Source organism: Brevibacillus sp. AG162, assembly GCF_006715575.1.
Classification (GTDB): Bacteria; Bacillota; Bacilli; order Brevibacillales; family Brevibacillaceae; genus Brevibacillus; species Brevibacillus brevis.
In genome coordinates this window covers 971,008-992,091 of sequence record NZ_VFNO01000001.1, presented here as the reverse complement: position 1 = coordinate 992,091, position 21,084 = coordinate 971,008, and the positions used below count along the sequence as shown (strand labels likewise).

31 protein-coding genes are annotated in these 21,084 nt (G+C 46.3%); 10 read left to right on the top strand and 21 right to left on the bottom strand.

Features of this window, described 5'->3' with window-relative positions; genetic code table 11:
- Positions 1–16: 16 nt before the first annotated feature.
- From FB479_RS04695 to tlp, 4 genes are all read right to left on the bottom strand, one after another.
- Positions 17–529 carry an ACT domain-containing protein gene (locus tag FB479_RS04695; RefSeq protein ID WP_142062846.1) on the bottom strand — a complete coding sequence of 171 codons (513 nt, stop codon included), beginning with the start codon at positions 527–529 and terminating at the stop codon, positions 17–19.
- A gap of 39 nt (positions 530–568) precedes the next feature.
- A complete protein-coding gene (locus FB479_RS04690; RefSeq protein WP_142062841.1) occupies positions 569–898 on the bottom strand; it encodes a hypothetical protein in 330 nt (109 codons plus the stop codon).
- 21 nt (positions 899–919) lie between these two features.
- Positions 920–2,032 (bottom strand): tRNA 2-thiouridine(34) synthase MnmA, encoded by a 1,113-nt coding sequence (mnmA, locus tag FB479_RS04685; RefSeq protein WP_106656385.1) that lies wholly within the window; start codon positions 2,030–2,032, stop codon positions 920–922.
- 139 nt (positions 2,033–2,171) lie between these two features.
- Positions 2,172–2,390: a small acid-soluble spore protein Tlp gene (gene tlp / locus FB479_RS04680; protein WP_106656386.1), complete on the bottom strand. Its 219-nt coding sequence runs from the start codon at positions 2,388–2,390 to the stop codon at positions 2,172–2,174.
- 124 nt (positions 2,391–2,514) lie between these two features.
- On the opposite strand from tlp, the gene FB479_RS04675 reads away from it, so the two are divergent.
- Positions 2,515–2,730: a hypothetical protein gene (locus FB479_RS04675; protein ID WP_142062838.1), complete on the top strand. Its 216-nt coding sequence runs from the start codon at positions 2,515–2,517 to the stop codon at positions 2,728–2,730.
- Positions 2,731–2,734: 4 nt separating this feature from the next.
- Here the strand turns inward: FB479_RS04675 and FB479_RS04670 are convergent, their stop codons facing one another.
- Positions 2,735–3,085 carry a DUF952 domain-containing protein gene (locus tag FB479_RS04670; RefSeq protein WP_142062835.1) on the bottom strand — a complete coding sequence of 117 codons (351 nt, stop codon included), beginning with the start codon at positions 3,083–3,085 and terminating at the stop codon, positions 2,735–2,737.
- A gap of 19 nt (positions 3,086–3,104) precedes the next feature.
- Positions 3,105–3,350: a hypothetical protein gene (locus tag FB479_RS04665; protein ID WP_047067373.1), complete on the bottom strand. Its 246-nt coding sequence runs from the start codon at positions 3,348–3,350 to the stop codon at positions 3,105–3,107.
- Between the two features lie 165 nt (positions 3,351–3,515).
- Here FB479_RS04665 and FB479_RS04660 point away from each other — a divergent pair, with 165 nt between their 5' ends.
- Both FB479_RS04660 and FB479_RS04655 read left to right on the top strand, forming a co-directional pair.
- The gene (locus tag FB479_RS04660; protein WP_142062832.1) at positions 3,516–4,523 is read left to right on the top strand and encodes a glycerophosphodiester phosphodiesterase family protein; all 1,008 of its coding nucleotides are present in this window, start codon (positions 3,516–3,518) and stop codon (positions 4,521–4,523) included.
- Between the two features lie 72 nt (positions 4,524–4,595).
- Positions 4,596–4,781, top strand: a complete 186-nt coding sequence (locus FB479_RS04655; RefSeq protein WP_083994995.1) for a hypothetical protein — start codon at positions 4,596–4,598, stop codon at positions 4,779–4,781.
- 60 nt (positions 4,782–4,841) lie between these two features.
- On the opposite strand, the gene FB479_RS04650 is transcribed toward FB479_RS04655, so the two are convergent.
- Positions 4,842–5,402 (bottom strand): GNAT family N-acetyltransferase, encoded by a 561-nt coding sequence (locus FB479_RS04650; protein WP_106656390.1) that lies wholly within the window; start codon positions 5,400–5,402, stop codon positions 4,842–4,844.
- Positions 5,403–5,586: 184 nt separating this feature from the next.
- Between FB479_RS04650 and FB479_RS04645 the strand changes: the two genes are divergently transcribed.
- Entirely contained in the window at positions 5,587–5,814 is a 228-nt protein-coding gene (locus FB479_RS04645) for a hypothetical protein (RefSeq protein WP_106656391.1), read from the top strand.
- 222 nt (positions 5,815–6,036) lie between these two features.
- On the opposite strand, the gene FB479_RS04640 is transcribed toward FB479_RS04645, so the two are convergent.
- The gene (locus FB479_RS04640) at positions 6,037–6,288 is read right to left on the bottom strand and encodes a YolD-like family protein (RefSeq protein WP_106656392.1); all 252 of its coding nucleotides are present in this window, start codon (positions 6,286–6,288) and stop codon (positions 6,037–6,039) included.
- Between the two features lie 299 nt (positions 6,289–6,587).
- Positions 6,588–7,562, bottom strand: coding sequence for a bile acid:sodium symporter family protein (locus FB479_RS04635; protein ID WP_106656393.1), 975 nt, complete (start codon positions 7,560–7,562; stop codon positions 6,588–6,590).
- Between the two features lie 178 nt (positions 7,563–7,740).
- On the opposite strand from FB479_RS04635, the gene FB479_RS04630 reads away from it, so the two are divergent.
- Positions 7,741–7,977 (top strand): hypothetical protein, encoded by a 237-nt coding sequence (locus FB479_RS04630; RefSeq protein WP_047067384.1) that lies wholly within the window; start codon positions 7,741–7,743, stop codon positions 7,975–7,977.
- A gap of 133 nt (positions 7,978–8,110) precedes the next feature.
- On the opposite strand, the gene FB479_RS04625 is transcribed toward FB479_RS04630, so the two are convergent.
- Positions 8,111–8,563 (bottom strand): YhcN/YlaJ family sporulation lipoprotein, encoded by a 453-nt coding sequence (locus FB479_RS04625; RefSeq protein ID WP_142062829.1) that lies wholly within the window; start codon positions 8,561–8,563, stop codon positions 8,111–8,113.
- 614 nt (positions 8,564–9,177) lie between these two features.
- On the opposite strand from FB479_RS04625, the gene FB479_RS04620 reads away from it, so the two are divergent.
- Both FB479_RS04620 and FB479_RS04615 read left to right on the top strand, forming a co-directional pair.
- On the top strand, positions 9,178–9,852 hold the full coding sequence (locus FB479_RS04620) for an O-methyltransferase (protein WP_142062826.1): 675 nt from the start codon (positions 9,178–9,180) through the stop codon (positions 9,850–9,852).
- Positions 9,853–10,024: 172 nt separating this feature from the next.
- Positions 10,025–10,522 carry a GNAT family N-acetyltransferase gene (locus FB479_RS04615; RefSeq protein ID WP_106656397.1) on the top strand — a complete coding sequence of 166 codons (498 nt, stop codon included), beginning with the start codon at positions 10,025–10,027 and terminating at the stop codon, positions 10,520–10,522.
- Between the two features lie 47 nt (positions 10,523–10,569).
- Here the strand turns inward: FB479_RS04615 and FB479_RS04610 are convergent, their stop codons facing one another.
- Together FB479_RS04610 and FB479_RS04605 are read right to left on the bottom strand one after the other, a co-directional pair.
- A complete protein-coding gene (locus FB479_RS04610) occupies positions 10,570–11,580 on the bottom strand; it encodes a Gfo/Idh/MocA family protein (protein WP_142062823.1) in 1,011 nt (336 codons plus the stop codon).
- A gap of 121 nt (positions 11,581–11,701) precedes the next feature.
- The gene (locus tag FB479_RS04605; RefSeq protein ID WP_185746329.1) at positions 11,702–12,391 is read right to left on the bottom strand and encodes a Crp/Fnr family transcriptional regulator; all 690 of its coding nucleotides are present in this window, start codon (positions 12,389–12,391) and stop codon (positions 11,702–11,704) included.
- A 292-nt stretch (positions 12,392–12,683) separates the two neighbouring features.
- Between FB479_RS04605 and FB479_RS04600 the strand changes: the two genes are divergently transcribed.
- On the top strand, positions 12,684–13,028 hold the full coding sequence (locus tag FB479_RS04600) for a YkgJ family cysteine cluster protein (protein ID WP_142062818.1): 345 nt from the start codon (positions 12,684–12,686) through the stop codon (positions 13,026–13,028).
- A gap of 195 nt (positions 13,029–13,223) precedes the next feature.
- Here the strand turns inward: FB479_RS04600 and FB479_RS04595 are convergent, their stop codons facing one another.
- Positions 13,224–14,114, bottom strand: coding sequence for a quinone oxidoreductase family protein (locus FB479_RS04595; RefSeq protein WP_255438271.1), 891 nt, complete (start codon positions 14,112–14,114; stop codon positions 13,224–13,226).
- Positions 14,115–14,299: 185 nt separating this feature from the next.
- Here FB479_RS04595 and FB479_RS04590 point away from each other — a divergent pair, with 185 nt between their 5' ends.
- Together FB479_RS04590 and FB479_RS04585 are read left to right on the top strand one after the other, a co-directional pair.
- Positions 14,300–15,265 carry a helix-turn-helix transcriptional regulator gene (locus tag FB479_RS04590; protein WP_142062812.1) on the top strand — a complete coding sequence of 322 codons (966 nt, stop codon included), beginning with the start codon at positions 14,300–14,302 and terminating at the stop codon, positions 15,263–15,265.
- A 295-nt stretch (positions 15,266–15,560) separates the two neighbouring features.
- Positions 15,561–16,268 (top strand): DUF4386 domain-containing protein, encoded by a 708-nt coding sequence (locus FB479_RS04585; protein ID WP_142062809.1) that lies wholly within the window; start codon positions 15,561–15,563, stop codon positions 16,266–16,268.
- A gap of 87 nt (positions 16,269–16,355) precedes the next feature.
- Here FB479_RS04585 and FB479_RS04580 read toward each other — a convergent pair whose 3' ends face one another.
- The 8 genes from FB479_RS04580 to FB479_RS04545 are packed head-to-tail and all read right to left on the bottom strand — an operon-like array spanning position 16,356 to position 20,985.
- Positions 16,356–16,613: an HPr family phosphocarrier protein gene (locus tag FB479_RS04580; protein WP_106656403.1), complete on the bottom strand. Its 258-nt coding sequence runs from the start codon at positions 16,611–16,613 to the stop codon at positions 16,356–16,358.
- A 33-nt stretch (positions 16,614–16,646) separates the two neighbouring features.
- Positions 16,647–17,369, bottom strand: a complete 723-nt coding sequence (locus tag FB479_RS04575; RefSeq protein ID WP_142062806.1) for a KDGP aldolase — start codon at positions 17,367–17,369, stop codon at positions 16,647–16,649.
- Between the two features lie 5 nt (positions 17,370–17,374).
- Entirely contained in the window at positions 17,375–18,490 is a 1,116-nt protein-coding gene (locus FB479_RS04570) for a DgaE family pyridoxal phosphate-dependent ammonia lyase (protein ID WP_142062803.1), read from the bottom strand.
- 40 nt (positions 18,491–18,530) lie between these two features.
- Positions 18,531–19,181, bottom strand: coding sequence for a DUF4310 family protein (locus FB479_RS04565; protein ID WP_142062800.1), 651 nt, complete (start codon positions 19,179–19,181; stop codon positions 18,531–18,533).
- Complete coding sequence (locus FB479_RS04560) at positions 19,181–19,969, bottom strand: DUF4311 domain-containing protein (RefSeq protein ID WP_142062797.1); 789 nt, start codon at positions 19,967–19,969, stop codon at positions 19,181–19,183. Before FB479_RS04560 ends, FB479_RS04565 begins: the two co-directional genes overlap by 1 nt.
- Positions 19,970–19,990: 21 nt before the next feature.
- Positions 19,991–20,329 (bottom strand): DUF4312 family protein, encoded by a 339-nt coding sequence (locus tag FB479_RS04555; protein WP_142062794.1) that lies wholly within the window; start codon positions 20,327–20,329, stop codon positions 19,991–19,993.
- Between the two features lie 3 nt (positions 20,330–20,332).
- Positions 20,333–20,695 carry a glycine-rich SFCGS family protein gene (locus tag FB479_RS04550; RefSeq protein ID WP_106656408.1) on the bottom strand — a complete coding sequence of 121 codons (363 nt, stop codon included), beginning with the start codon at positions 20,693–20,695 and terminating at the stop codon, positions 20,333–20,335.
- 32 nt (positions 20,696–20,727) lie between these two features.
- Positions 20,728–20,985: a hypothetical protein gene (locus FB479_RS04545; RefSeq protein WP_255438270.1), complete on the bottom strand. Its 258-nt coding sequence runs from the start codon at positions 20,983–20,985 to the stop codon at positions 20,728–20,730.
- Positions 20,986–21,084: the final 99 nt, after the last annotated feature.

Sequence of the window (21,084 nt, the reverse complement as noted above, 5' to 3'; positions counted from 1 at the left end):
GTTTATCATGATTCACTTACTGTAGAGACAACACTTTGGTGATTTGGGGCAGCTCTTCTATGGCAGATACAATCGTCGGTGTAATCTCTTCATCAGTCACAGAGATAAGCAGGGCATTCTTCCCTTTTTGTTCGCGCGATACATTTAACTTGGAAACATTGATTTGATACTCGGCCAGTTTTCGTGAGACATCATAAATCACGCCTGGATAATCGATATGGTGAACCAACAATCCATGGGCCCCTGGAGGTATGCGACACGCGCAATAATTGATTTCGCTGATGTACACTTCTCTCCAATCTTGCGCAAAGGTGTACTTGTTCGCTCCTACCCGCAAAACCGCCAAATGATTCGCATATTCGCCGGAGCTGTGTTGGACAGAAACCTTTGTCCCGAGTCCTTCCACTAGCAGCGTTGCGATTTGCTCTTTATTTTCATGAGCAAGAATACTTAATTGTGCACCAGCTAACTCTGGCTCGAGTCTTCGAATCAGTTCAGCCAGCTCACGCAGTCCAGCATGTTGGGTCATGTGATGCCTTCACTCTCCCAGTCAGGTTTATCCTTGTTTTTACGGCAGAATCCATGCTTCCGGCTCTTTCTTGATGGAGGATTCGTTATCAGCACGATACCAAGCCGTCAACGTTTGCCCATCTTTCGTATAGTAGATTCGGTAGATGGTATTGCCTTTTCCGCTGTTGGTAAAAGGACTTTCCTCCAGCGGAACCGCTGTCACTCCACCCGAGGTAACAACCCCGCCGTTCTCCTTGATGACGTTTTGGATCGTTGCCATATGCTCTTTCCCCATGGAGGCCATCCCGAAATAAGAAATGATCGCCAAGAGAACCGCTCCCGCCAAAAACGAAACGATAATCACTTTTGATTTTTTCGTAGCATCCACCGAGTGCTTCCCCCGTCTATCTTAGTTCTCTTTATCGACTAAGCGTACCTTGTCAATCGTACCGCCACCCAAGCATACTTCCCCATCGTAGAAGACGACAGCCTGACCAGGTGTCACTGCTTTTTGCGGCTGATCAAATACAACTTCTACGGTGCCTTCTTCCAGCAGGTGAACGGTTACTCCCTGATCTGGCTGGCGATAACGGAATTTGGCTGTACAAGTAAACGTTTCGGATGGCTTCTTATCACTCACCCAGCTAACGTTGGTCGCCAAGAGACTCTTCGAGTACAGACGGATATGATCAGAGCCTTCACCGACGATCAGGACGTTGCGCTCCAGATCTTTGTCTACAACAAACCAAGGCTGTCCGCTCGTTCCATGACCTCCGCCTATCCCTAAGCCTTGTCGTTGACCCAGGGTGTAGTACATCAGTCCGTCGTGCGTACCGATGACTGCTCCATCTACGGTCTCGATATTTCCTGGTTTGGCAGGCAAATAGTTTTGCAGGAACTCGCGGAAGTTGCGCTCTCCAATAAAGCAGATTCCTGTACTGTCCTTCTTTTTCGCTGTATACAGTCCTGCTTTCTCTGCGATCTCCCTTACTTGAGGTTTCGGGAGATGACCAATCGGGAACATCGTTTTGGAAAGCTGTTCTTGGCCCAATACATTCAAGAAGTAAGTCTGGTCCTTGTTGTTGTCTGCGCCACGAATCAGCTTGTACTCGCCGTCGATGTACTTGACCTGCGCGTAATGGCCGGTAGCAATATAATCCGCCCCCAGATCCATGACCTTGGCGAGAAGCTCACCGAACTTGATTTCACGGTTGCACATGACATCCGGATTCGGTGTACGTCCCCGTTTATATTCATCCAAAAAATACTGGAATACCTTGTCCATGTATTCTTTTTCAAAGTTTACCGTGTAATATGGAATGCCGATCTGTTCACAGACGCGCCGGACATCCTGGAAGTCTTCTTCCGCCGTGCAGTGGCCGAATTCATCGGTATCATCCCAGTTTTTCATGAAGATGCCGATGACGTCATATCCCTGTTGCTTAAGCAGGTAAGCCGTCACGGAGGAGTCGACTCCGCCGGACATGCCGACAACGACGCGTGTATCTTCTGGTCGCTTCATAAGTCTTTCTCCTCTTATTCAATTTGTACCCTTACAGATTACCATGTTTCGCAAAACAAATCATGTTTTGTTGCACTTTTGCCGGTTAGAATGAAAAAACGCCTGACGCGTAGTTGGCGCCAGACGTTTGGTAGCAAGGTTAAGCCTGCGTAGATTCATCCTTGATTTCCGCGCGAAATCCCTCGATGCTTTCTTCACGACGCTGATTTTTTGCTTCAAGGTTTGCTCTTTCCTCAGCAGAAATCTCTCCAGCATGAGCCGCCAGATAATCTTCGGACTCACGAATGCTCTCTTCGGTATTGGAAATCATCTGTTGAAGCTTTTCTGCGTTGTCAGAACGGTCATCCGGCTTCGCCATAATCGATACGCCTCCTACAAAGGGTTATATTCAACACCTTTACCATTGTGCGCCAATCATGGTTTCTTTATGTACCCGTGTTATAATAGAAGAAACGGATTAAACGAAAAAGAGGGTTTCACCTATGGCTTCCTTAGATTTGTTGGAAAGAAAGCTGCTTCGGATCATCTCTGATACCGATCCTGTCCGCCTGAAACGACAATGGGTGAAAGGGCAAAAGATACCTGAATCCGAAGTGGAACAGCGCATGCGTATCGATCTTCTCTTGCGCAGACTCGACAAGCTACCTGAGGCCAAGCGTCAAGAAGTGCTTGCGCTACTCAAATGGTTTAGCTGGTAGAAGATTAGCGGATGGACGTTCCCAGACGCCACTGGCCGTCTATCCGATTCATTTGCTTCCTATCCACAATCGCATCTTGATTCAGAGGTCCGTAGATGTGCGGATACAGCAATCCATCCTTCGCAGGCTCGTATTTGACTTCCGAAGTCGTTTTCTTTTCATCGATAACGAGTACATACAACTCCTCGTCAAACTGTGCGTAGACGCGGTTTGCTACCTTTTCAAGCAGCTCGTCCCCTTTTGTCGCGTGAATAAAGCCTTCCTGCTCGTAATCGCGCGGCAAGTAGTGATCCTTGTCCATCCACTTTTCCCAGTATGCTTTTGGTACCATGCAGTAAATGATAGAGTCTTGCATGTTTCTCCTCCAGATTCGATTATTTTTTTGGCATTGCTTTGTTCAGGTGACGCATAGCTTTATCATAGAACATCTGATCCATTCGCCCCTGATCATGTCGCCATTGAATGAAGTTACGCAGAGAGTGCAGATCCACCCAAGCATCCTTCGCTTGCGGATTGCGGTCAGGTACCTCTCCCGTTATTTCACCATCGTAGACAAGCTTCGCCATCTCGGTTGGGTGCATGCCGATCTGATAAGCGATTTGGTGTAAAGCTATTTTCATGGAACCTCCCCTTGCTCTTCATGGGATACATCTTATCTTCCGTCTATTGTGCCAGTCTTTTCGAATGATGCCAAGCCCCAAGCCCTACTCCCAAAGGATGTACCTTCCTCCCTTGCGTTTTGCTACAATGGACAGAGGATTTTAAGGAAGGGGCGGTATCCCATCATGACAAAACAACGAGATCAACCACGAAAGAAATGGTTCCAGCGAAAACGTATCTGGATTCCCCTTCTTTTCATCGCTTTCCTGTTTGTTAACAACAGCTCTTATCTTGCAAAAGAGCCAGAAGGCGAGCCTTTTTTACTTGCTCATCGCGGGATGGCACAAACCTTTCATATGGAGAACATCACCAATGAAACTTGTACGGCGGAACGGATTTATCCACCGGAGCATCCGTACCTGGAAAATACGATTCCTTCCATGCAGGCGGCTTTTGATGCAGGCGCGGACGTTGTCGAGCTCGATGTACAATGGACCAAAGACAATCGGTTCGCCGTGTTTCATGACTGGACGCTCGACTGTCGGACAAACGGTACCGGTGTCACGAGAGATTATACCTTGGCCGAATTACAACAGCTCGACATTGGCTACAACTACACAGCGGATGAAGGAAAAACTTTTCCCTTCCGCGGAAAAGGGATCGGCATGATGCCCTCTCTCGATGATGTGCTACAAACATTCCCCGATCGCTCGCTGCTTATCCATATCAAAAGCAATGACCCACTCGAGGGGAAAGCGTTGGCGGATGTTTTGGCAGCATTGCCTGCCGAACGACTGGCACAGCTCTCTGTTTATGGTGGTGACAAGCCAATCGAGACATTGAAACAACAACTGCCCCAGCTGCGCGTGATGTCTGTGGCGACAATGAAAAGCTGCCTGATTCCGTACATCGCAGCAGGTTGGTCTGGATATGTACCAGAAGCCTGTGCGCAAACCCAATTGCATATTCCTGATCAAATTGCCCCATGGCTCTGGGGTTGGCCGAATCGTTTCATGGCAAGAATGGAAGCAAATGACACCCGCGTGATCCTAGTCGCAGGCAGTGGAGATGTGTCGCAAGGCTTTGATGTTCCGACTGATTTAAAACGAGTGCCTGAAAGCTTTACAGGGGGAGTATGGACGAACCGGATTGATCTGATCGGTTCAGCCTTTCACGAAAACGCAGAAAAATAATGAAACGATTCTCCAACATATTCGTATATACTTATACGGAATAGACTTCCAACCTAACTAGGAGTGATTGATATGCTCAAGAAGCTTTTGAAAAATTTACTCGGTAATCACTCATCTTCGCACAAGTACCGGAAATACAGCAGCAGCGATTACAAGCATCGCAGAAAATACAGCTCTAGCAATCGGTACGGACATTCCCATTACGGCAGCTCCCATTATAAAAGAAAGCACTCCAGCCGTAGCTTCTTCAGCAGTTAAACAACTGTTTAACAAATGGTCAGACAACAAAACTCCGCTAACGCTAGCGGAGTTTTTTCATCATGTCGCTCTCCGGTCATTTTTGAATCTTCCCATAATAACGGTGTTGTAGTAATTGCCATCGGAAAGAACCTTGTCGTTTTTGAGTACCCCTTCGATTTCAAAGCCAAACCGTTTGTACAGCTCAATTGCCTTCTCATTCGTTTCCATTACATTCAACGTCATTTTGGTAATGTGGTTGGCGTCTGCCCAGGCAACCGATTCTTGCAAAAGATTTTTCCCAATGCCGTAACCCCAGAACTCTTGTAGGACGCATACACCAAACTCTACTTTGTGGGCAAATCTGTTTAAGTAAACACCTGCACATCTGGAAAACCCGACAATCCGATCCTGTACAACAGCAACTAAAAACAAGTTTCTTGGACTTTCTGCATCCGTATTGATGATCTGTTCGAATCCTTGCACATCGATGAAAGCCTCTCCTCTTTCTCTGTCCAAATTTTCAGTCTCCCCATCGATTTGCAGTCGCAGGTCCGACAACTGTTGTGCATCTGTTTTCATTGCAGAGCGAATCGTGTAGGATAACCCATTCACAGAAAGTAGTTGTTGGCTGATTATCATCATTTTTCTCCTATTGGTAAAATTTTGGCCTTTCATTCTAACATAGGTAGAAGTCTTTGTGAATCTTCTATCTTCTCTCTTCATAACTAGAGAGAGGAAATCATTTTGTTTACATAACATTTATTATGTCTATTTATACGACTGACTGTAGATATGCTACAATAAGGAAAAGGAGCGTGCTCGCATGAATTTTTCCAAATCATTTTATTATACGGTCGATCATTCCAAGGTAGAGGAATATAAGAAGATGCTCGATCTAATGAAAATCCCCTACATCGTGGAAGCACCGATCGTCTTGCTGAATCAAGGAGCGAATGAATACTCCTTTGTTTTTCCTGACATGTCAGGTCGTCTCTACGGAATGGTAAGCAAGTTATTTCAAGAGGATGGCAAGCCTTATCCGAAGAAATGAACATAGGCAAAAAAAAGGACCCAATGACTGGGTCAAAATAGGAAGTGGAGAGAATGCATGCTATGTAATATATTCTAACATGTAAAAAACAAATGTCAAACAAACTTTCGAATTTTCTGTGTTTTATGTTAGGTTTTGTTACATATATACTCTCGTCTTTGTGCGGAAAGGAAAGAACCCTAGCGATGAGTCCATTTTCACGTAAGGGTTCTATACGCACACCTATGCATGTACATTGGTAATCTTCTCCATATCGATCCATTGACTGCCCTTTTGGTTTGCTAATTGAACACGTCTCGCCTTCGGGTCTACCCATTTGACCACACCCCACATGCTGCACGTATTCCCCCGCTCCCCCTCAAAGGACACACACCAGCTCACATTCAAGGGATAATTCTCTCTTGCCGAATCTCGCAGCATGTACATAAATGCCTCTCTTTCTTTGTCCGTTACATCAAGGTTGCCGTTATTCACACTTTTCCACCCGCCTATTTACGAACATTTGATTATCCAGATACTCATCCTATGTGGGAAATTGTAATTACATTATAGTGATTACGAACATAAGTTCGCAACCCTTTTTTCAATTTCTTCATTTGAACCCATGATAGCCTTATGAAAGTTTCCTCTGTAAAAGTCTCCCCATTTGTTCAGCCAAGATTTGATGTGGAATAGGACTTTCAATCACTTCTTGATAAAAATCCTTCGTTCTTTGGAAAGAATCTGTAAGAAAAAAGCCGTTTTCCAATTGATTTAGGAAAACGGCTCTTGCTTTAGTTAGACAATTCCTGTGGTTGATGCTGCGGTCTTTTCTCAACCAGCTCCAAAAACTTTCCGAAGGTAGAAGCCAGTATTTGCTGAAAAAGCATACCGAGAACAACGGGAAGAGCAACAGGCGCAGGAAAGTACGTGATTGCCATAACTGCACCCGCACTAATGTTTCGCATTCCACTGTTGAAGGTTAACGTGACGATCACATCACGCTCCCATCCGAACAGCCTTGCGATCCCCCACCCCATCAAATAACCCAAAATGGCTACTACCAGTACAAGGACCGCCATTCCTACCAGTTTAGCGTCCATCATATGAAAGTAAGACGAGACCATCGAGCTGTTGATCGCGACGACAACACCCATTCCCATCTTAGAAAATGGCGCTAATTTGGGTGCCAGCGTTTTTTTGACGTTCCCATTTGATAAATGATTGAGCAGCATACCGACAAGCGATGGCAACACGATCATATAAAACAAACCCTTCATCAGTTCAGCTAAATCCATCTCGACTGTTGCCCCTAAAAACAAGGACATCCCCATCGGAACAACTAATGGGGAGAGCATCGTATCTAACAAAATAATGGATAGCGTCAGTGCGATGTTCCCGAAATATATTGATGACCACAAAAAGCTCGTGATCCCTGTGGGAATTAAAGCAGCCAACAAAAAGCCCGTGATGACATGGATATCATCTGGATAAAACAACCGAGCCATTGACCAAGCAATAAGCGGCATAAGTGCATGAAGAATCAACAAGTTGACGATTAAAGGGAGCGGTCTGGTCAGTACCTTTGCAAATTCTTTAAATCCTGAGCCCAGACTGCCGGCAAATGTCATGAAGGCAAACACCCAAGGAGACAAAAAAGCAAATGGCTGCAAATTTGTCCCGGCTATTACCCCAATGGCAACACTACTCGGCGTTAGTATGGGCATGATTTTCTCAAGCGATCGATTCAGTTTGGCTAACCCGTTCATCTAATACACCTCAAGTCTCGTCCTTTGATGCTATTGATGTGAGGTATGTTATCATGAACAGATTATCGTTACAAGACCAAAGTTCATTATTAGATTGCATACGCATCATTTATTCGCAATTTCATCTTGCATACTTTCGCGCACGGGAGTAAAGCCTATGACGGAAAGGAGGTATTTTATGAACGGAATGGATTGGGTAGAATTTATCCGAAAAACCGAAGATAAGATGTATCACCTCCATCGAGCGATAGATGGAATCTGTAATGATCCCGACTACAAGGAATCAGTTACTACCTTGACAGAAGTGGTAAGAGATTATCAAGTACTTGTGGAAAAAGCCAAGGGTGAATTACGCGGTATCGACCTCCATCGAGATCGAGAGCGCGCGCATCATTACGATCATGATCACCACTAGCCAATATAGACTCCCAGTCAGGGAGTTCTTCTTCGTTAGTAAATCACAGAATTTTCATTTTAATCATTCCGTCAAAATATAAATAGGAAGAACCTCACTCTACGCATGTAGTGTGTGAGGTTTTGGAAGTAGGTTAGCCCTTCATTTTCTTTTCAATTTCTTTTAAGGATTTCTTCTTCTGGCATGCGGCTTTTACATCAGTTGGCCACGGCTCGTCACTTAGTCTTTGCAAATCTTTTATCAATCGCTTGTCAGCAGTCACATGAATATTGGCATCTGGGAAGGCCTCTTTTAATTTCTTTCCGACTTCTTTTTGAATCGATTCCAGATTGAACCGATTAAAATTCGTCACTTGAATAGCCACATCGAGCTCTTTATCGATTTGCACAGCCACTATTTTGTCTATGCCCTTCACGCTAGCTGTAATTGCTCTCGCTCGCTCTTCCCATTGATAATGTCTGACGGGAACAGGCATGCACAACGGCTCCGCTTCCGTTTTTTGCTTCGTTTCTGTACCAGATTGCTTCGTACACCCTGTTACGGTCAAAGCAAAAGCCAACGTCAGCACCACGAAAGTTCCCCGCACACAAAACACCTCCTGACCAAAATCACCTGTTACTAGCTTGACCTGGAACGGAGGAAGTATGTAAAGAAAAAAGCGGTGACTCCTCTGCATAATTTGAGTCACCGCGGACCCCAAGAACATTACGAGTCCTATGTACAAGGATATAAAAAATCGCATCGAAACGCGATAGGAGATAACTGGATAGTGAATGCGAGCAAAAAAAATCCCAACCAACAGAAAGTGGTTGGGGCGTACGGGGTAGTACGCATATGTCATACGTGAATAATGTAAGCATATAGGACTTCACTTCTGTTGACAACGAACAATAATAGGTACATTTACCTATAGATGGAATAAAAAAATGGCGCCGACTTTGACTGCATCATTTAGTCGAACGCGTGGAATAGAATCCCCAAGATTGGATTATACTAGCTAGCTTGGATTACTTTTCTATTATCATGAAAACTCATCGTTTACGCTATGCGAAAATAATGGTAATAGGTGAAAATCTTACCTATAAAGCATGATCCATCATAGAAACCCTCTGCTGAAATGTGTGATTCGCAACAAAAAATCCAGCCAGAAGTTGCTAATCGTGTTATGATATCCCTGTAAAATATTGAGGAGTTGAGATCATGAGTAGAGAGCAATGGACAGCGGTCGATCACTATTTTACGGATAAATTACTGGAAGCCGATTCCGTTCTAGACACAGTTCTTCAAGTGAACGCAGCTGCAGGTCTGCCAGCTATCGATGTAGCACCCAATCAAGGTAAGCTTCTTCATCTGTTAGCACGGATCCAAGGCGCTCGTTCGATTTTGGAAATTGGCACTCTCGGTGGATACAGTACCATCTGGCTAGCCCGCGCACTCCCTGCTGGCGGTCGTCTCATTACTCTCGAATATGATCCGAAGCATGCAGAAGTTGCACAATCGAACATTACCCGCGCAGGACTGGATCAGATCGTGGAAGTGAAGGTCGGACTTGCCCTTGATTCTCTCATCCAACTTTACAAAGAAAATCAGGGTCCTTTTGATTTTATTTTTATCGATGCAGATAAAAAAGGAAACCCCGACTATTTTCAATGGGCATTGAAGCTCTCGCGCAAAGGTACTGTAATTATCACGGATAATGTTGTACGAAGTGGTCAAGTCGTGGACGAAACAAGCACAGATCCCAATATTGTCGGTGTACGTCAATTCACCGACATGGTAGCGGAAGAGCAACGTGTCAGTGGAACCGTTGTACAGACAGTTGGCAGCAAGGGCTATGATGGCTTTGCGATCATGCTTGTCACCGGGGAGAACTAGTCTTTTTCACTTTCAAAGGTTGTAACGAGTAGGAGTGTGTACATCTTGTTTACGCTTTGTTTACCTAGCTTTATGCTCATCGCTAATGTCATTTTGGTTCTCACGGTACTGTCGTTGATTATCAAAGTGTTGGTGAAGAGAGAATAGCTAACTTTTTTGGAGGTGCTTTTCCTTGGAGCCATTGCGTGATCAGTTCCTTGATTTACGAGAAGTAACAGAGGCAGATCTCCCTGTATTTTTCACTCAGCAATTGGACAAATCCGCTCATAGGATGGCGGCCTTTACTGTCAAGAACCCTGAAGATAGAGATGGATTCACCGCTCATTGGACAAGAATTTTGAACAATGATTCGATTGTGAAAAGAACCATTGTCATGAATGGGCAAATTGTCGGTAATGTTTCGTGCTTTGAGCTGTTTGGCTTGCCTACGATTGGATACTGGATTGACAAAAGCTTTTGGGGCAAAGGTATCGCGACAAATGCACTTTCTCTCTTTTTAGAGGAACTCCGAACACGTCCTGTATATGCGCGTGTCGCCCATGACAACATCGCATCCATTCGTGTGTTAGAAAAAAACGGTTTTCAGCCTTTCGGTGTCGATCAGGCATTTTCGGAAGCACGCGGCGAAGAAGTGGAAGAACTCATTCTGGTCAAACACACATGCCTATGAGGTTAGAAGCGCTTACCGTGAGCGCTTCTCCTCTTTTTATGCAGCGATTATTTTTGAATTCGAAAAGGACATCCTACATGCAAGATTCGGTCACAGAGCAACATGGTAGCTACATTGTCGCGTCCGCTCGACTGCGGAGTCACACCCTCTGTACAGCACTTCATAAAATGCGCCATTTCCCCTACAAAGCCCCGCAAATACAGATCTTTCACCCCTCCTGACATGGTGGAGATGGAAGGGCTGAAAACAGTAACTTGCTCCGTCAATGATTTCCATGATGCAGCATCCGTTGGCACCGATTGATGAATCGTGACCGTTTCGATATCATTTGCCCGCATATATCCGTGGTCAAATGTAACGAGCAAACTTTCGCTTTCCTTTGACCATGCGCTCATTCCCGCAAAATAAACACTCCCGACAACCCCATTTTCAAATTGCAAGGTGAGACTGTTCGCAATCCTTCGGTTATCGTTATTGCTAAACCCGGAGACTTGCGATACTTCACCGAACAAGTACCGCATCAAATCAACCATGTGAATGGCGACAAGCTTCATGAACTCTTCCTCGTTCGTACAAAATGGCGTGCTGTCAACAGCGAATGTCAATTGAAAAGAGCGCACCTCTCCCAGTGTCCCCTCCGAAATCCATTCTTTTACTTTCATGTAGCAAGGCGCATAACGTTTCATAAATCCCACCATCAGCACAACTCCGGCTTGATCGGCTGCATCGGCGATCTGAGCCGCTTCTTTTGCATTCCATCCCAGCGGCTTGTCCACGTACACATTTTTGCCTGCACGAATGCAATCCAGCGCCAAAGAAAATTGATCTTGTGGCTGGGCTACGATTACCACTCCATCGCACTGTTCCTGTTTGAGCATGCTTTTATAGTCGTTATACGCAGTCCCCCCGCTTCCGAATCGCTGGAGGGCAGCTGTCGACCGTTCCATACTGCGAGTAGCAATTGCCTGGATGACCGCCCCCGCTTCCACGGCCGATGGAATGATATTGGTTGTCGCATGAAAGCCGGCTCCGATAAAACAAAGTTTTGAATTGCTCACTATTTTCTCTCCCATTCATTCAGGATGGTGTCTGACGTATTTCGATCATATCCCTGCTGAAAAAACGAAAAAAGGACACGTGTCCCTTTTTAAAAGAAAGAATCGCTCATGATGGTCATATTTATTTAAATTGATCTACCGCTTGCATCAGCCTCAGAAGCTGCTCCGGTTCGATCACAATTTTCCCCTTCGCGATGGACAAATAATGATTTTCTTTCAACCGTTTGATTGCCCTGTTGACCGATCTGATGCTAATGCCCAAACGTTCCGCCATATGTTGACGCTTCAAGGGTATAATCGCTGCCTTGTTATCGACCGCATACTCCTGGGCAAGCTGGATTAGAAGAGACGCCATATTATAGAGAACCGGATAAAAAATGTTTTCCCCGATCTTGGAAGACCGGTGATGGACCTTGTTGGCAATCGTTCGGGCGAGTTCCTTCGCAAAGACGTGACTGCCCTCAAAACAAGTGAGAAAGTCCTCACGACTCATTTGGAGTGTCGTGCAGTTTGTAATCGATTCGACTGTACAATCATAGCGGTGAACCCCCGCCAATAATTCCGTATCTCCAATCCATGTATACGGTTCTGTATCGGTAAATGCATAGACATTGCCATTGTCAAACTCGTTTACGATCCTCATCGTCCCTGCGCAGATGATATATACATGACGGATGGCTTCATCTTTTTTGCAAATGACAGTATGCCTGGGAAATTTCCTGACGATAAAGCGGTCACGGATCTCAGAGGGGACATCCGTCAACATGCTGCCCAGCTTCTCGTACTTTTTTGTCAATTGGGAGAGCTGCATATGGACTCCCTCTCTTTCCATTCTCATTGTGGTGAATCGTCTAAGAACGTAAATGGCAGGTAGATTATACCACAAGCCGTTTTCCAACGATCAACACACCATTCTTTCGAAAGCATTCGTCAAAATCTTCCTACATGTGTTATAATAAAAGTACACTATTCACTTCTTACCGAATTTTTAAATAAACAACACAATTGAATGCGGTAGTTCTTAAGATGATCTCCTGAATCAGCGAGGGTCATCTTTTTTGTTCTTTCTAGCAAACATCACATGACGAGAGGTTGTAGATTCGATGGAAACGTTGCCTTGCCAAGGCTGTAAAGGATTGTGCTGTGGTCCTGTTCCTATAACAGAGAAGGAATTTAAAATGATACACAAGAAATTGAAAGCGCTTCCAAAAAAGCTCCGTGAAGATCTGAAAAATCAACCGAGAATGTTCGGAACTTGTATCTTCTACGACATGCAAAAAGATCAGTGTGGTATCCATAGCGTTCGACCGGAAGTTTGTCGTGCTTTTGGATATCACAAAGACCTTGTCTGTTTTCGCAAACCGGAATTGGCAACGAAGGAAACGCTGACCTTTAAGGAGAAACAGATTGGGTATTTGAGTATTGATTTTACTTGGAAGCATTTTTAAAGAAATGGAGCTGAGAGATTTGCGCGTTCATCTTGCCTGATCACATAGGTAGGCAACAAAATGCGCGCTTTAAGGGCCTTCCAATCGCAGTAATGCGACTGGAGGGCCTTTGTATTGGCTGATGGGTGGACGGCTGCCTTCGTTAACATTAATCAGCTATCATTACCCGAGAGCATTCATCACGCTGCATCTCCATTAGGTATTTAGTTGCAGACAGATTTTCCCCAAGTAATGGCTGTTGATCGTAGCATGAGCTTTAGAGGCATCTTCTAGAGCAAAGATATGGCTGATATGAACGGATAGTCGATTGCGGGTGATGTAACGCTGAAGCCTGCCAATGATTTCAGGATCTGGTTCGCCGTTATATCCTTCTATTCTGATTCCTGAGGATGTCCGTAATTCAGGGCGTATCCCATGAGGGTATGCGACGCGTCCTCCAGCACGAATACAACCAATTGCATGATTTGCGGCCTCTCCTGCTGCGGTGAACAGAGCCGCGTCGAATCCATCTGGGGCAAATTTCATTGCCATCGAAAGGATATCCCCCCCTTTACCATTTACAACCGCATCGCAGCCAAGCTTCTTTACCATGGCAACACCGTCTTCACCTGACGCAATCGCAAATACACGGGCTCCCAGGCTTTTCGCGAGCTGGACCGCCATATGACCTACCCCTCCGCTTGCGCCGAAAATCATGACAGATTCTGCTTGTTGAAGATTCAGTACATCTTCCAGTCCGCGTAAAGCGGTAATACCGACTCCGGATATGACCGCTGCTTCCTGCCTGGTTAATCCCTCTGGAATACGGGACACATATTGGGATTCAACAGCTGTGTACTCTGCATAGAAGCCGCCTTTCGGATTCAGAAACCCAGGTGCATAGACCAGATCTCCCAAGTTAACATTTGAAACTTTCTCCCCCCGTGCAACAACCGTGCCGGATCCTTCAGAACCGAGAATGTAAGGGAATTGCGGTTTCAAACTCAGCATTTCCGCGTATCCGCCTTGCCGTTCGAATGCGTCCCATTCTCCCACACCGGCATATGCTAATCGAATCAACACGTCGTCCGGACCAATTTTAGGCATATCGACCTCCTGCAGCCGTAATTCTTCCGGACCCCCAAATCTATTCAGCACTACAGCCTTCATCTTATCTGGAATCTTATTCATGCTTACCTCCTCAAATCAACACATGTTATCTTGCATCCATGAATCTATCATATTAACATGTCAATAGTTGTCATGGTTAATAGAGAAGGAGTGCATCAGTGATGTCCAAAGCCAAGCTCCTGTTCGACCTTATTATGTATGTGAATGCCAGTCGCCGTTTTACGGCTCAAGATGTGGCTCATGAATTCAATGTTTCCGTACGGACGGCTCATCGGTATCTGACTGAATTAAGTGAGATGGGCGTTCCGCTCTATACAGAACCTGGCCGCAGCGGTGGTTATCGCGTATTGGACAATCGGATATTACCTCCCATTCTACTAAACGAGAACGAAGCATTTTCCATCTTCTTCGCATTTCAATCGCTGAAATATTACACATCGCTGCCCTTTGAGATTGACATCGACTCGGTATCGAAGAAACTTTATACAAGCCTCCCCATCGATACGAGAAAGAAGATCGATCGCCTCGACGAGGTTTTTTCATTTTGGAACAAAAAGAGAAGCATCCCGTCTAAAAATCTGAAAGAAATCGTGGAAGCGGCCACCGAGCAACGAGTCGTTCAAATCAAATATATCTCAAAAGACGGTACTTCTTTGAGGGAAGCAGCTCCAATTGGCGTCTACGCCTATGATGGCTTTTGGTATATGCCTGCCTTCGTTATGGACACCAACGAGGTGAAACTGTTTCGTACGGACCGAATTGTAACACTCAACAAGGTTGAGCGGACATTTGTTCCCAGGGTCACACTTCACGATTGGCTGCGTAGCCATACCGAACTAGAACCAGTTACACCCATACGGCTTTACGTTGAGCTATCCAGAGAAGGACTTCGTCAGTGCCGAAGCCAGCCTTGGCTGGAACCACATATCGTCTTGCAGAATGAGGATTTCGGTTATATAGACACCGTTATTGATCACAAGGAAATCGAATTCGTCTCCCAGTACTTTTTCCGGTTAGGTACTGAAGCTAAAGTATTAGAGCCAGAGAGGATCGTGAATCGTATCATCATACTATCCCAAAAGCTTCTACAACATTACACAGTAATGAATCATACTGACAAAGCATAAATAGTGATAGGGACACTGCCTAGTTGGACAGGGTATGTTTGTGGTAAATAAGCAGAAGAACCAATAGATTATTAATAATTGATAGGATTATCCGAAAATTAGTTTTAGACGCAACGTCAGAATGAAGCAAATCATGGATCTCAACTGAATAATCATTGTTATAGACTGCCTCTGCCTCATTGAACGATCGTTCCCGTTCGTTCAGCAACCCTCTACACTTCATACGCGATAAAAATCCCGAGGAAGGCAGCATCACTTCATCCGCCATAGGTAGTGTATGAGAAGGAGGCTAATTATGCTGAGGAAGAGTACAAATGCAGGTAGAGGGTCAGCAGTAATGACTGGGGTGTTATTAATAGTCGGGTTGGTTACAGGTATATTAAGTGTTGTTCCCGTTATAGATGGAGCAGACTACCTTGTCAGGGCTTCTACAAATGAAAACCAGGTACTACTAGGAGCGTTTTTCCAGTTGTTAATGATTGTTTCATATGTTGGTATTCCTATATTAATGTACCCGATTTTAAGTAAGCATCATAAAGGTTTAGCTCTTGGATCTGTTGCATTTGGCATCATTGCGGGTGTGTTCATTATGATTGGTGTAATCATTCTTTTGTTGCTTTTGTCAGTAAGCCACGAATTTGCAAAAGCTGGAACTTTGCATGTATCTTATTTTCAGACCCTGGGTGGCTTGTTGCGGGAAGGACGTGATTTGGTAAACCATGTGGCAACGACACTGGCATTTGTTTTGGCGATGCTCTTGTTCAATCACATATTTTACCAAACAAGATTAGTTCCACGTTGGTTGGCAGGCTGGGGTCTTATTGGGTCTACATTGTCCATATTGGCAAGCTTGTTATTTATGATTCGCTTCATCGGTTTGGATGCAACCTACATGATGTTGAACATTCTAATAGCCTTTCAACAATTGGTTTTGGCTGTATGGCTAATCATGAAGGGATTCAACCCAACGGACTATGAATTGAAATGGCAGAAAAAAGGCTAAAGAGCGAAACGTCTCATTTCAAAGGGATGCCTCAAGACTGTTTACTTGAGACATCCCTTTTTCTTTTACACGCATTCACGCATCCCTTTACTCCACACTTATCAAAACGTTCTCCAACGCATCCAACGCCTGTTCGGCGTCTGCACCATCCGCAGTCAATACGACCGACTGTCCTTTTGAAACAGCAAGGGACATGACGCCGATAATACTCTTGGCATTCACCTTCTTCTCATCCTTGTTCAATCCGATTTCACTGGAAAAAGAGGCTGCCACTTTCACAAACAAAGTAGCCGGACGCGCGTGTAATCCCTGTGCCAGCTGGACGATGACCTGTCTCTCTCTCATTTGATTCACTCCTATCCCTTTCTTGTGATATACCTACAGGCCTTCTATAGCAGTCAGCAGTTCTTCTACCTGATCCACGCGAGTCAATCCCGTTTCCTTGTCGACGATGGAAGTATAAATGTGCGGAATAACCTGCTTTGCACCTGCTGCGAGGCATACCTCCACAATCGGACGAATCGAAGCTGCATCGATCCCGCCAGTCGGCTCAAAAACGGGAATCCCGTAACGTACGGCTGCTTCTGCCATCGCTTTGATTTCGTTTAGCCTTTCCAGCCCGTCTACTGGATAAAATTTGACCGAGTGTACGCCAATCTCTGCCAGCATCGCGGCGGCTGCATCGCAAGAGAGTAGTTCTGACACTTTGTTGCTCATTGGTCCCGTGGTGACATGAACTTTTCCTGATTGTCCGCCGGGGGCAATCAATGCATTCACGATGGTATGTGTGTTGCCGACTGCCTGTAGCCCCCCGAGTGTATAGCCTGCTGCCGGAAATACCTGATTAACGTGATCCGGTTGTGTCTGCACCGCGACTTCTGCGACTTTTTTCCATTGCGTAGGATCACCTGCACCCAGCCCTACAGACACTGGTACACCTGCTTGCTGATATTGTTCAACTGCGGTTATTGCTGCTTCTACGGATGCAAATCCTTTGACCAAGATCCCGATCAGAGCGCGGCCATCAGCGACGGAACATATTTGTTTTGCGTTTTCTACATCCCTTGCCAAAACGTTTAAACGAATTTTCGGTGTCCCCACTTTTGTTATTCTCCTTCTCCCGTTTTTTGCAGCAGTTCCTTCATTCGCGCTGCAATGATATGTTCTTGCCCTTCGTGAAACGGTCGTGGATCAAAGGCAATTACTCCCGTATTCACATAATGGTTGCGGGTAAAAATAGCTGGATTTCCTTGCTCCAGTTGGCGTGTAAGCTCCCGAGCCGTCATCCCCGTCACTCGTTCGTCAAGCTGAACTTGCACACGAAAGATCGCCCGGCCTGCCTCATCCTGTGTGATCACTGCTCTCACACCGGGCAAGCTGTTCAGTTCTCCTGCCAGCCACTCCACTCGCCTCTTCTGCTCGGGAACATTTTGCTTTTCCGGGTCGTACTGTCCAAGCGCTGCAAGCAAGCCTGCAATCGCTTCCTTTCCTACCTTCATGGCACGACCGACGCCTTTATATTGCGCGCGACATGCGGTCACCAGATCGGCACGGCCTGTGATAAAACCAGACGTTGGTCCACCGATTGCTTTTCCGCCACTGTAGATGACCAGATCGGCACCCAACGCTACATAGCGCCGTAGATCCTCCTCCGCGGCTGCATCAACAATTACCGGGAGTCCAAACTCACGACCAATTTGAATCATCTTGTCTAGCGACTGCATCCCTTTTTGAATCGCATGGTGTGATTTGACATACAGCAGCGCTGCTGTCTGATCATCAATCGCTTCTCGCAAATGGTCTTCTTCTACGTGATTCGCATGACCGACCTCTACGACTTTCCCACCACCCAGCGCAATCATCTGTTGAACGGAAGCGCCAAAGTGCACCGCGTGTCCTTTTTGGATGATAATCTTGTTATTCAACCCTTCGGAGTAAGGAAGCCGCTCGATCAAACTCAGATGGCAACCAGCTATGACTGCCGCTACACTAATGGCAATACCAGCAGCTGCTCCTGAAGTAGGACAACCGTCTTCTGCACCGGTCGCCTCTGCGATATGACGACCTGCCACAATCATCAGCTCACTGATTTCTACATAATCCATGGCGGCTTCTCCCATGGCCTGTGCGATAGAAGGATGGACGGCACTTGCACCCAGTGCCGTCATCTTACCGCTTGCGTTAATGACTTGCTTCAACCCTAGCTGCTGATAGATTCCCATGGTTTGCCCTTCCTTCCTATGAAAACTCTTCTCTCTAGCCTCATTGTGTCGGGATCGGGAAAATGGCGCCGAGGATCATGGCGCCGATAATCGCACCACCCGCAATCGGTTTATTGTAATAGTAGAAAATCGCTGCACCTGCTGTTGCGCCGAGTCCAACTGGAATCGAAGCCATAATCGCAGAAATGACAATCAAAGGACCTAAGTAACGACCTGCTGCGTTTCCAGCTCCCATCATGACATCCGCACCAAAGGTAGAGTTCGATGCGTTGATCGTGTACTTCCGAATCAAAATAATGACGGTACCAATGACGAGGCCCAAGAATGCACCTGTTGCCAGCGCCAATGGAAAAGAAGTCAACGGAGCTGTAAAGCCTGCTCCCAACATCAATGCGGGAACGCCAATCCCGATACCTGTTTGCAACGAGCCGCCAATATCGAGAATCCCAACCAGCGGCCCCTCCAAAACGCGGGCGAACAGAAAGCTCGCACCAAACGCAGCAGCCGCACCGTATCCGCCACCCTTGATCCCCGCCTCCAGCATCGCAACGATGGCGATATCGTTAAAGGCACCGACATGATACACATAGTAAAGATGGGTACCCGCAAAAATTCCTGAAGACAAGCACGCCACAAAAAGGGGAAATGCCCATTCTGAATACCAAAACCCTTTTGCCTGCAATTCACCCATTACTTTTTCACCACCGATCCGAATGTTTCGTGAAGCTCAATCAACCACTGTGGAATTTCCACGTACATACTCTTCAAGAGCGCGACATCAAAACCACGGAAGAAGCCACTGAATACAAACAAGAGAATGACTGCAATAAACATGGATTTCGTAATTTTGTTCCAACCACTGTCATCCAGGCCTTTACCGATCAAAATACCCAAGACGATTCCAGGTACCGCATTCCCCATGACCAAGTGCGACAAACCGCCCAAGACCGTTCCCCATATCCCTGTCCGCTTGCCTGCATCCATCGCAGCCATCCAGAACACAATCGGCATGATCGGATTGATCAACCAGTTCGCAGCCGGCACCAGTACCTTCGTCGCCACCAGCTGCATCGACTCAGGAATTGCCGTCGCGGTTGAGTTCAGCAGGGTGACCACAACCACACCAACCGCTGCTCCAGCAATAGCCATTTGCTTCGGATTGTGCAATGTCTCTGCGACATTCTTGTTTCGCCAGAGCAGCACGGCCGCCGACCAGTTCGGGATGACGCGATGATCCACATCTTGCGTCAACGCACCCGCACCGACAACAGACGCCCATGAGTTAAACAAAAAGCCAAGTCCAAATGAAAAGTGGGAAATGGGATCGCCTGCACATGCGTTCAGCTCTCCAAAAGTCCGGAATGCCCCCATCCCTTGGACATTGGGTGCATGGAACATCCTCGCCGCCCCTGCACCAACACCGAAGCCGACCAATGCCCCGATGACGATCGACTTCAACACAATCATCAAAGTAACCATGAATCTACCCCCTGTCTGCTTCTATCGCTGACGAACCAACTGCCCTATACCCGCAGTCTGCTCGGTTTGCTGCTGAAACGTTATGTTTTCTACCTGCATCATTCCCAGCCTTACTTGAATATCTACCGTGATGTCATACCGCGTTCGTTTGCGCGGGAAGAACAATCCAAAAAATCGCTCATGCTTCACTGTTTCTGTCGCAGACACAATGGAAACTCCTACAGGCTCGATTCGCACGACCAAATCATTCGTCTGTCTCGCCACTACATGCTTGATTTGGGAAAAAATCTTGTTGAAGGCTCCCTCTTTCGTATCGCCACTCCCGGATAATCGCAAGGTCTGCGTCGTCTCCGTATACATGGATTACTTCCCTCCCAGCTTGACGTATTCTTCCACTATGCGCCTGCCTAGCTCTTCTGTATCCATGAAGCCAAAGCCAATCACTTTTTTGCCGCTACGCAAGGCAGTAATACCCGCATCTACTGAGCGCAAGCCGTACTCGACCGGAAAACCATACTTGGTCTTGGCAGTCAGTGCCCCAGCCCCACCACTTCCGCAAAAGGACAGCCCTAGATCTGCGCTCTCACTGACCATGACATCTCCGACCTTCATATCAGCGCCAACACCTGGAATGACGATCGCGGTCCCGCCAGCAGCTTCGATTCCTTTGGCGATGTTCTGTCCTTTTCCGAGACGATCACCAATCACGATTTTTACCTTAGACATATACATACCCTCCTTATATTCACAGCGATGTTTTACGATGGCCCCATCTGCATGGCACGGATCGCTTCAAAATGAACCGCTAATAGAAACGCTTCTGTATCATCTGCCTTCCACGCACTATTTTCTTCCGAGAGGACTTTGTGCGAGAGCGTAACCATATCGGGATGAATCTCAGCGAATAACTCCGCTTCAATCACGGGCAGCCTTTCCCCGTTTGTCATCCGTCGTACAAATGCCAGTACATGAGCTCCGATGGCCAGCCAGCGATCTCGCGGTATATGAATCTCCATGAGGAGAAACTCCTCCTCAATTTTTCGGAGAATCTGTTTAGTTTCAGAAATTTCAGATAAATAATCCGATTTTGTCTCTGCCAGTTCCTTGAGAATGTC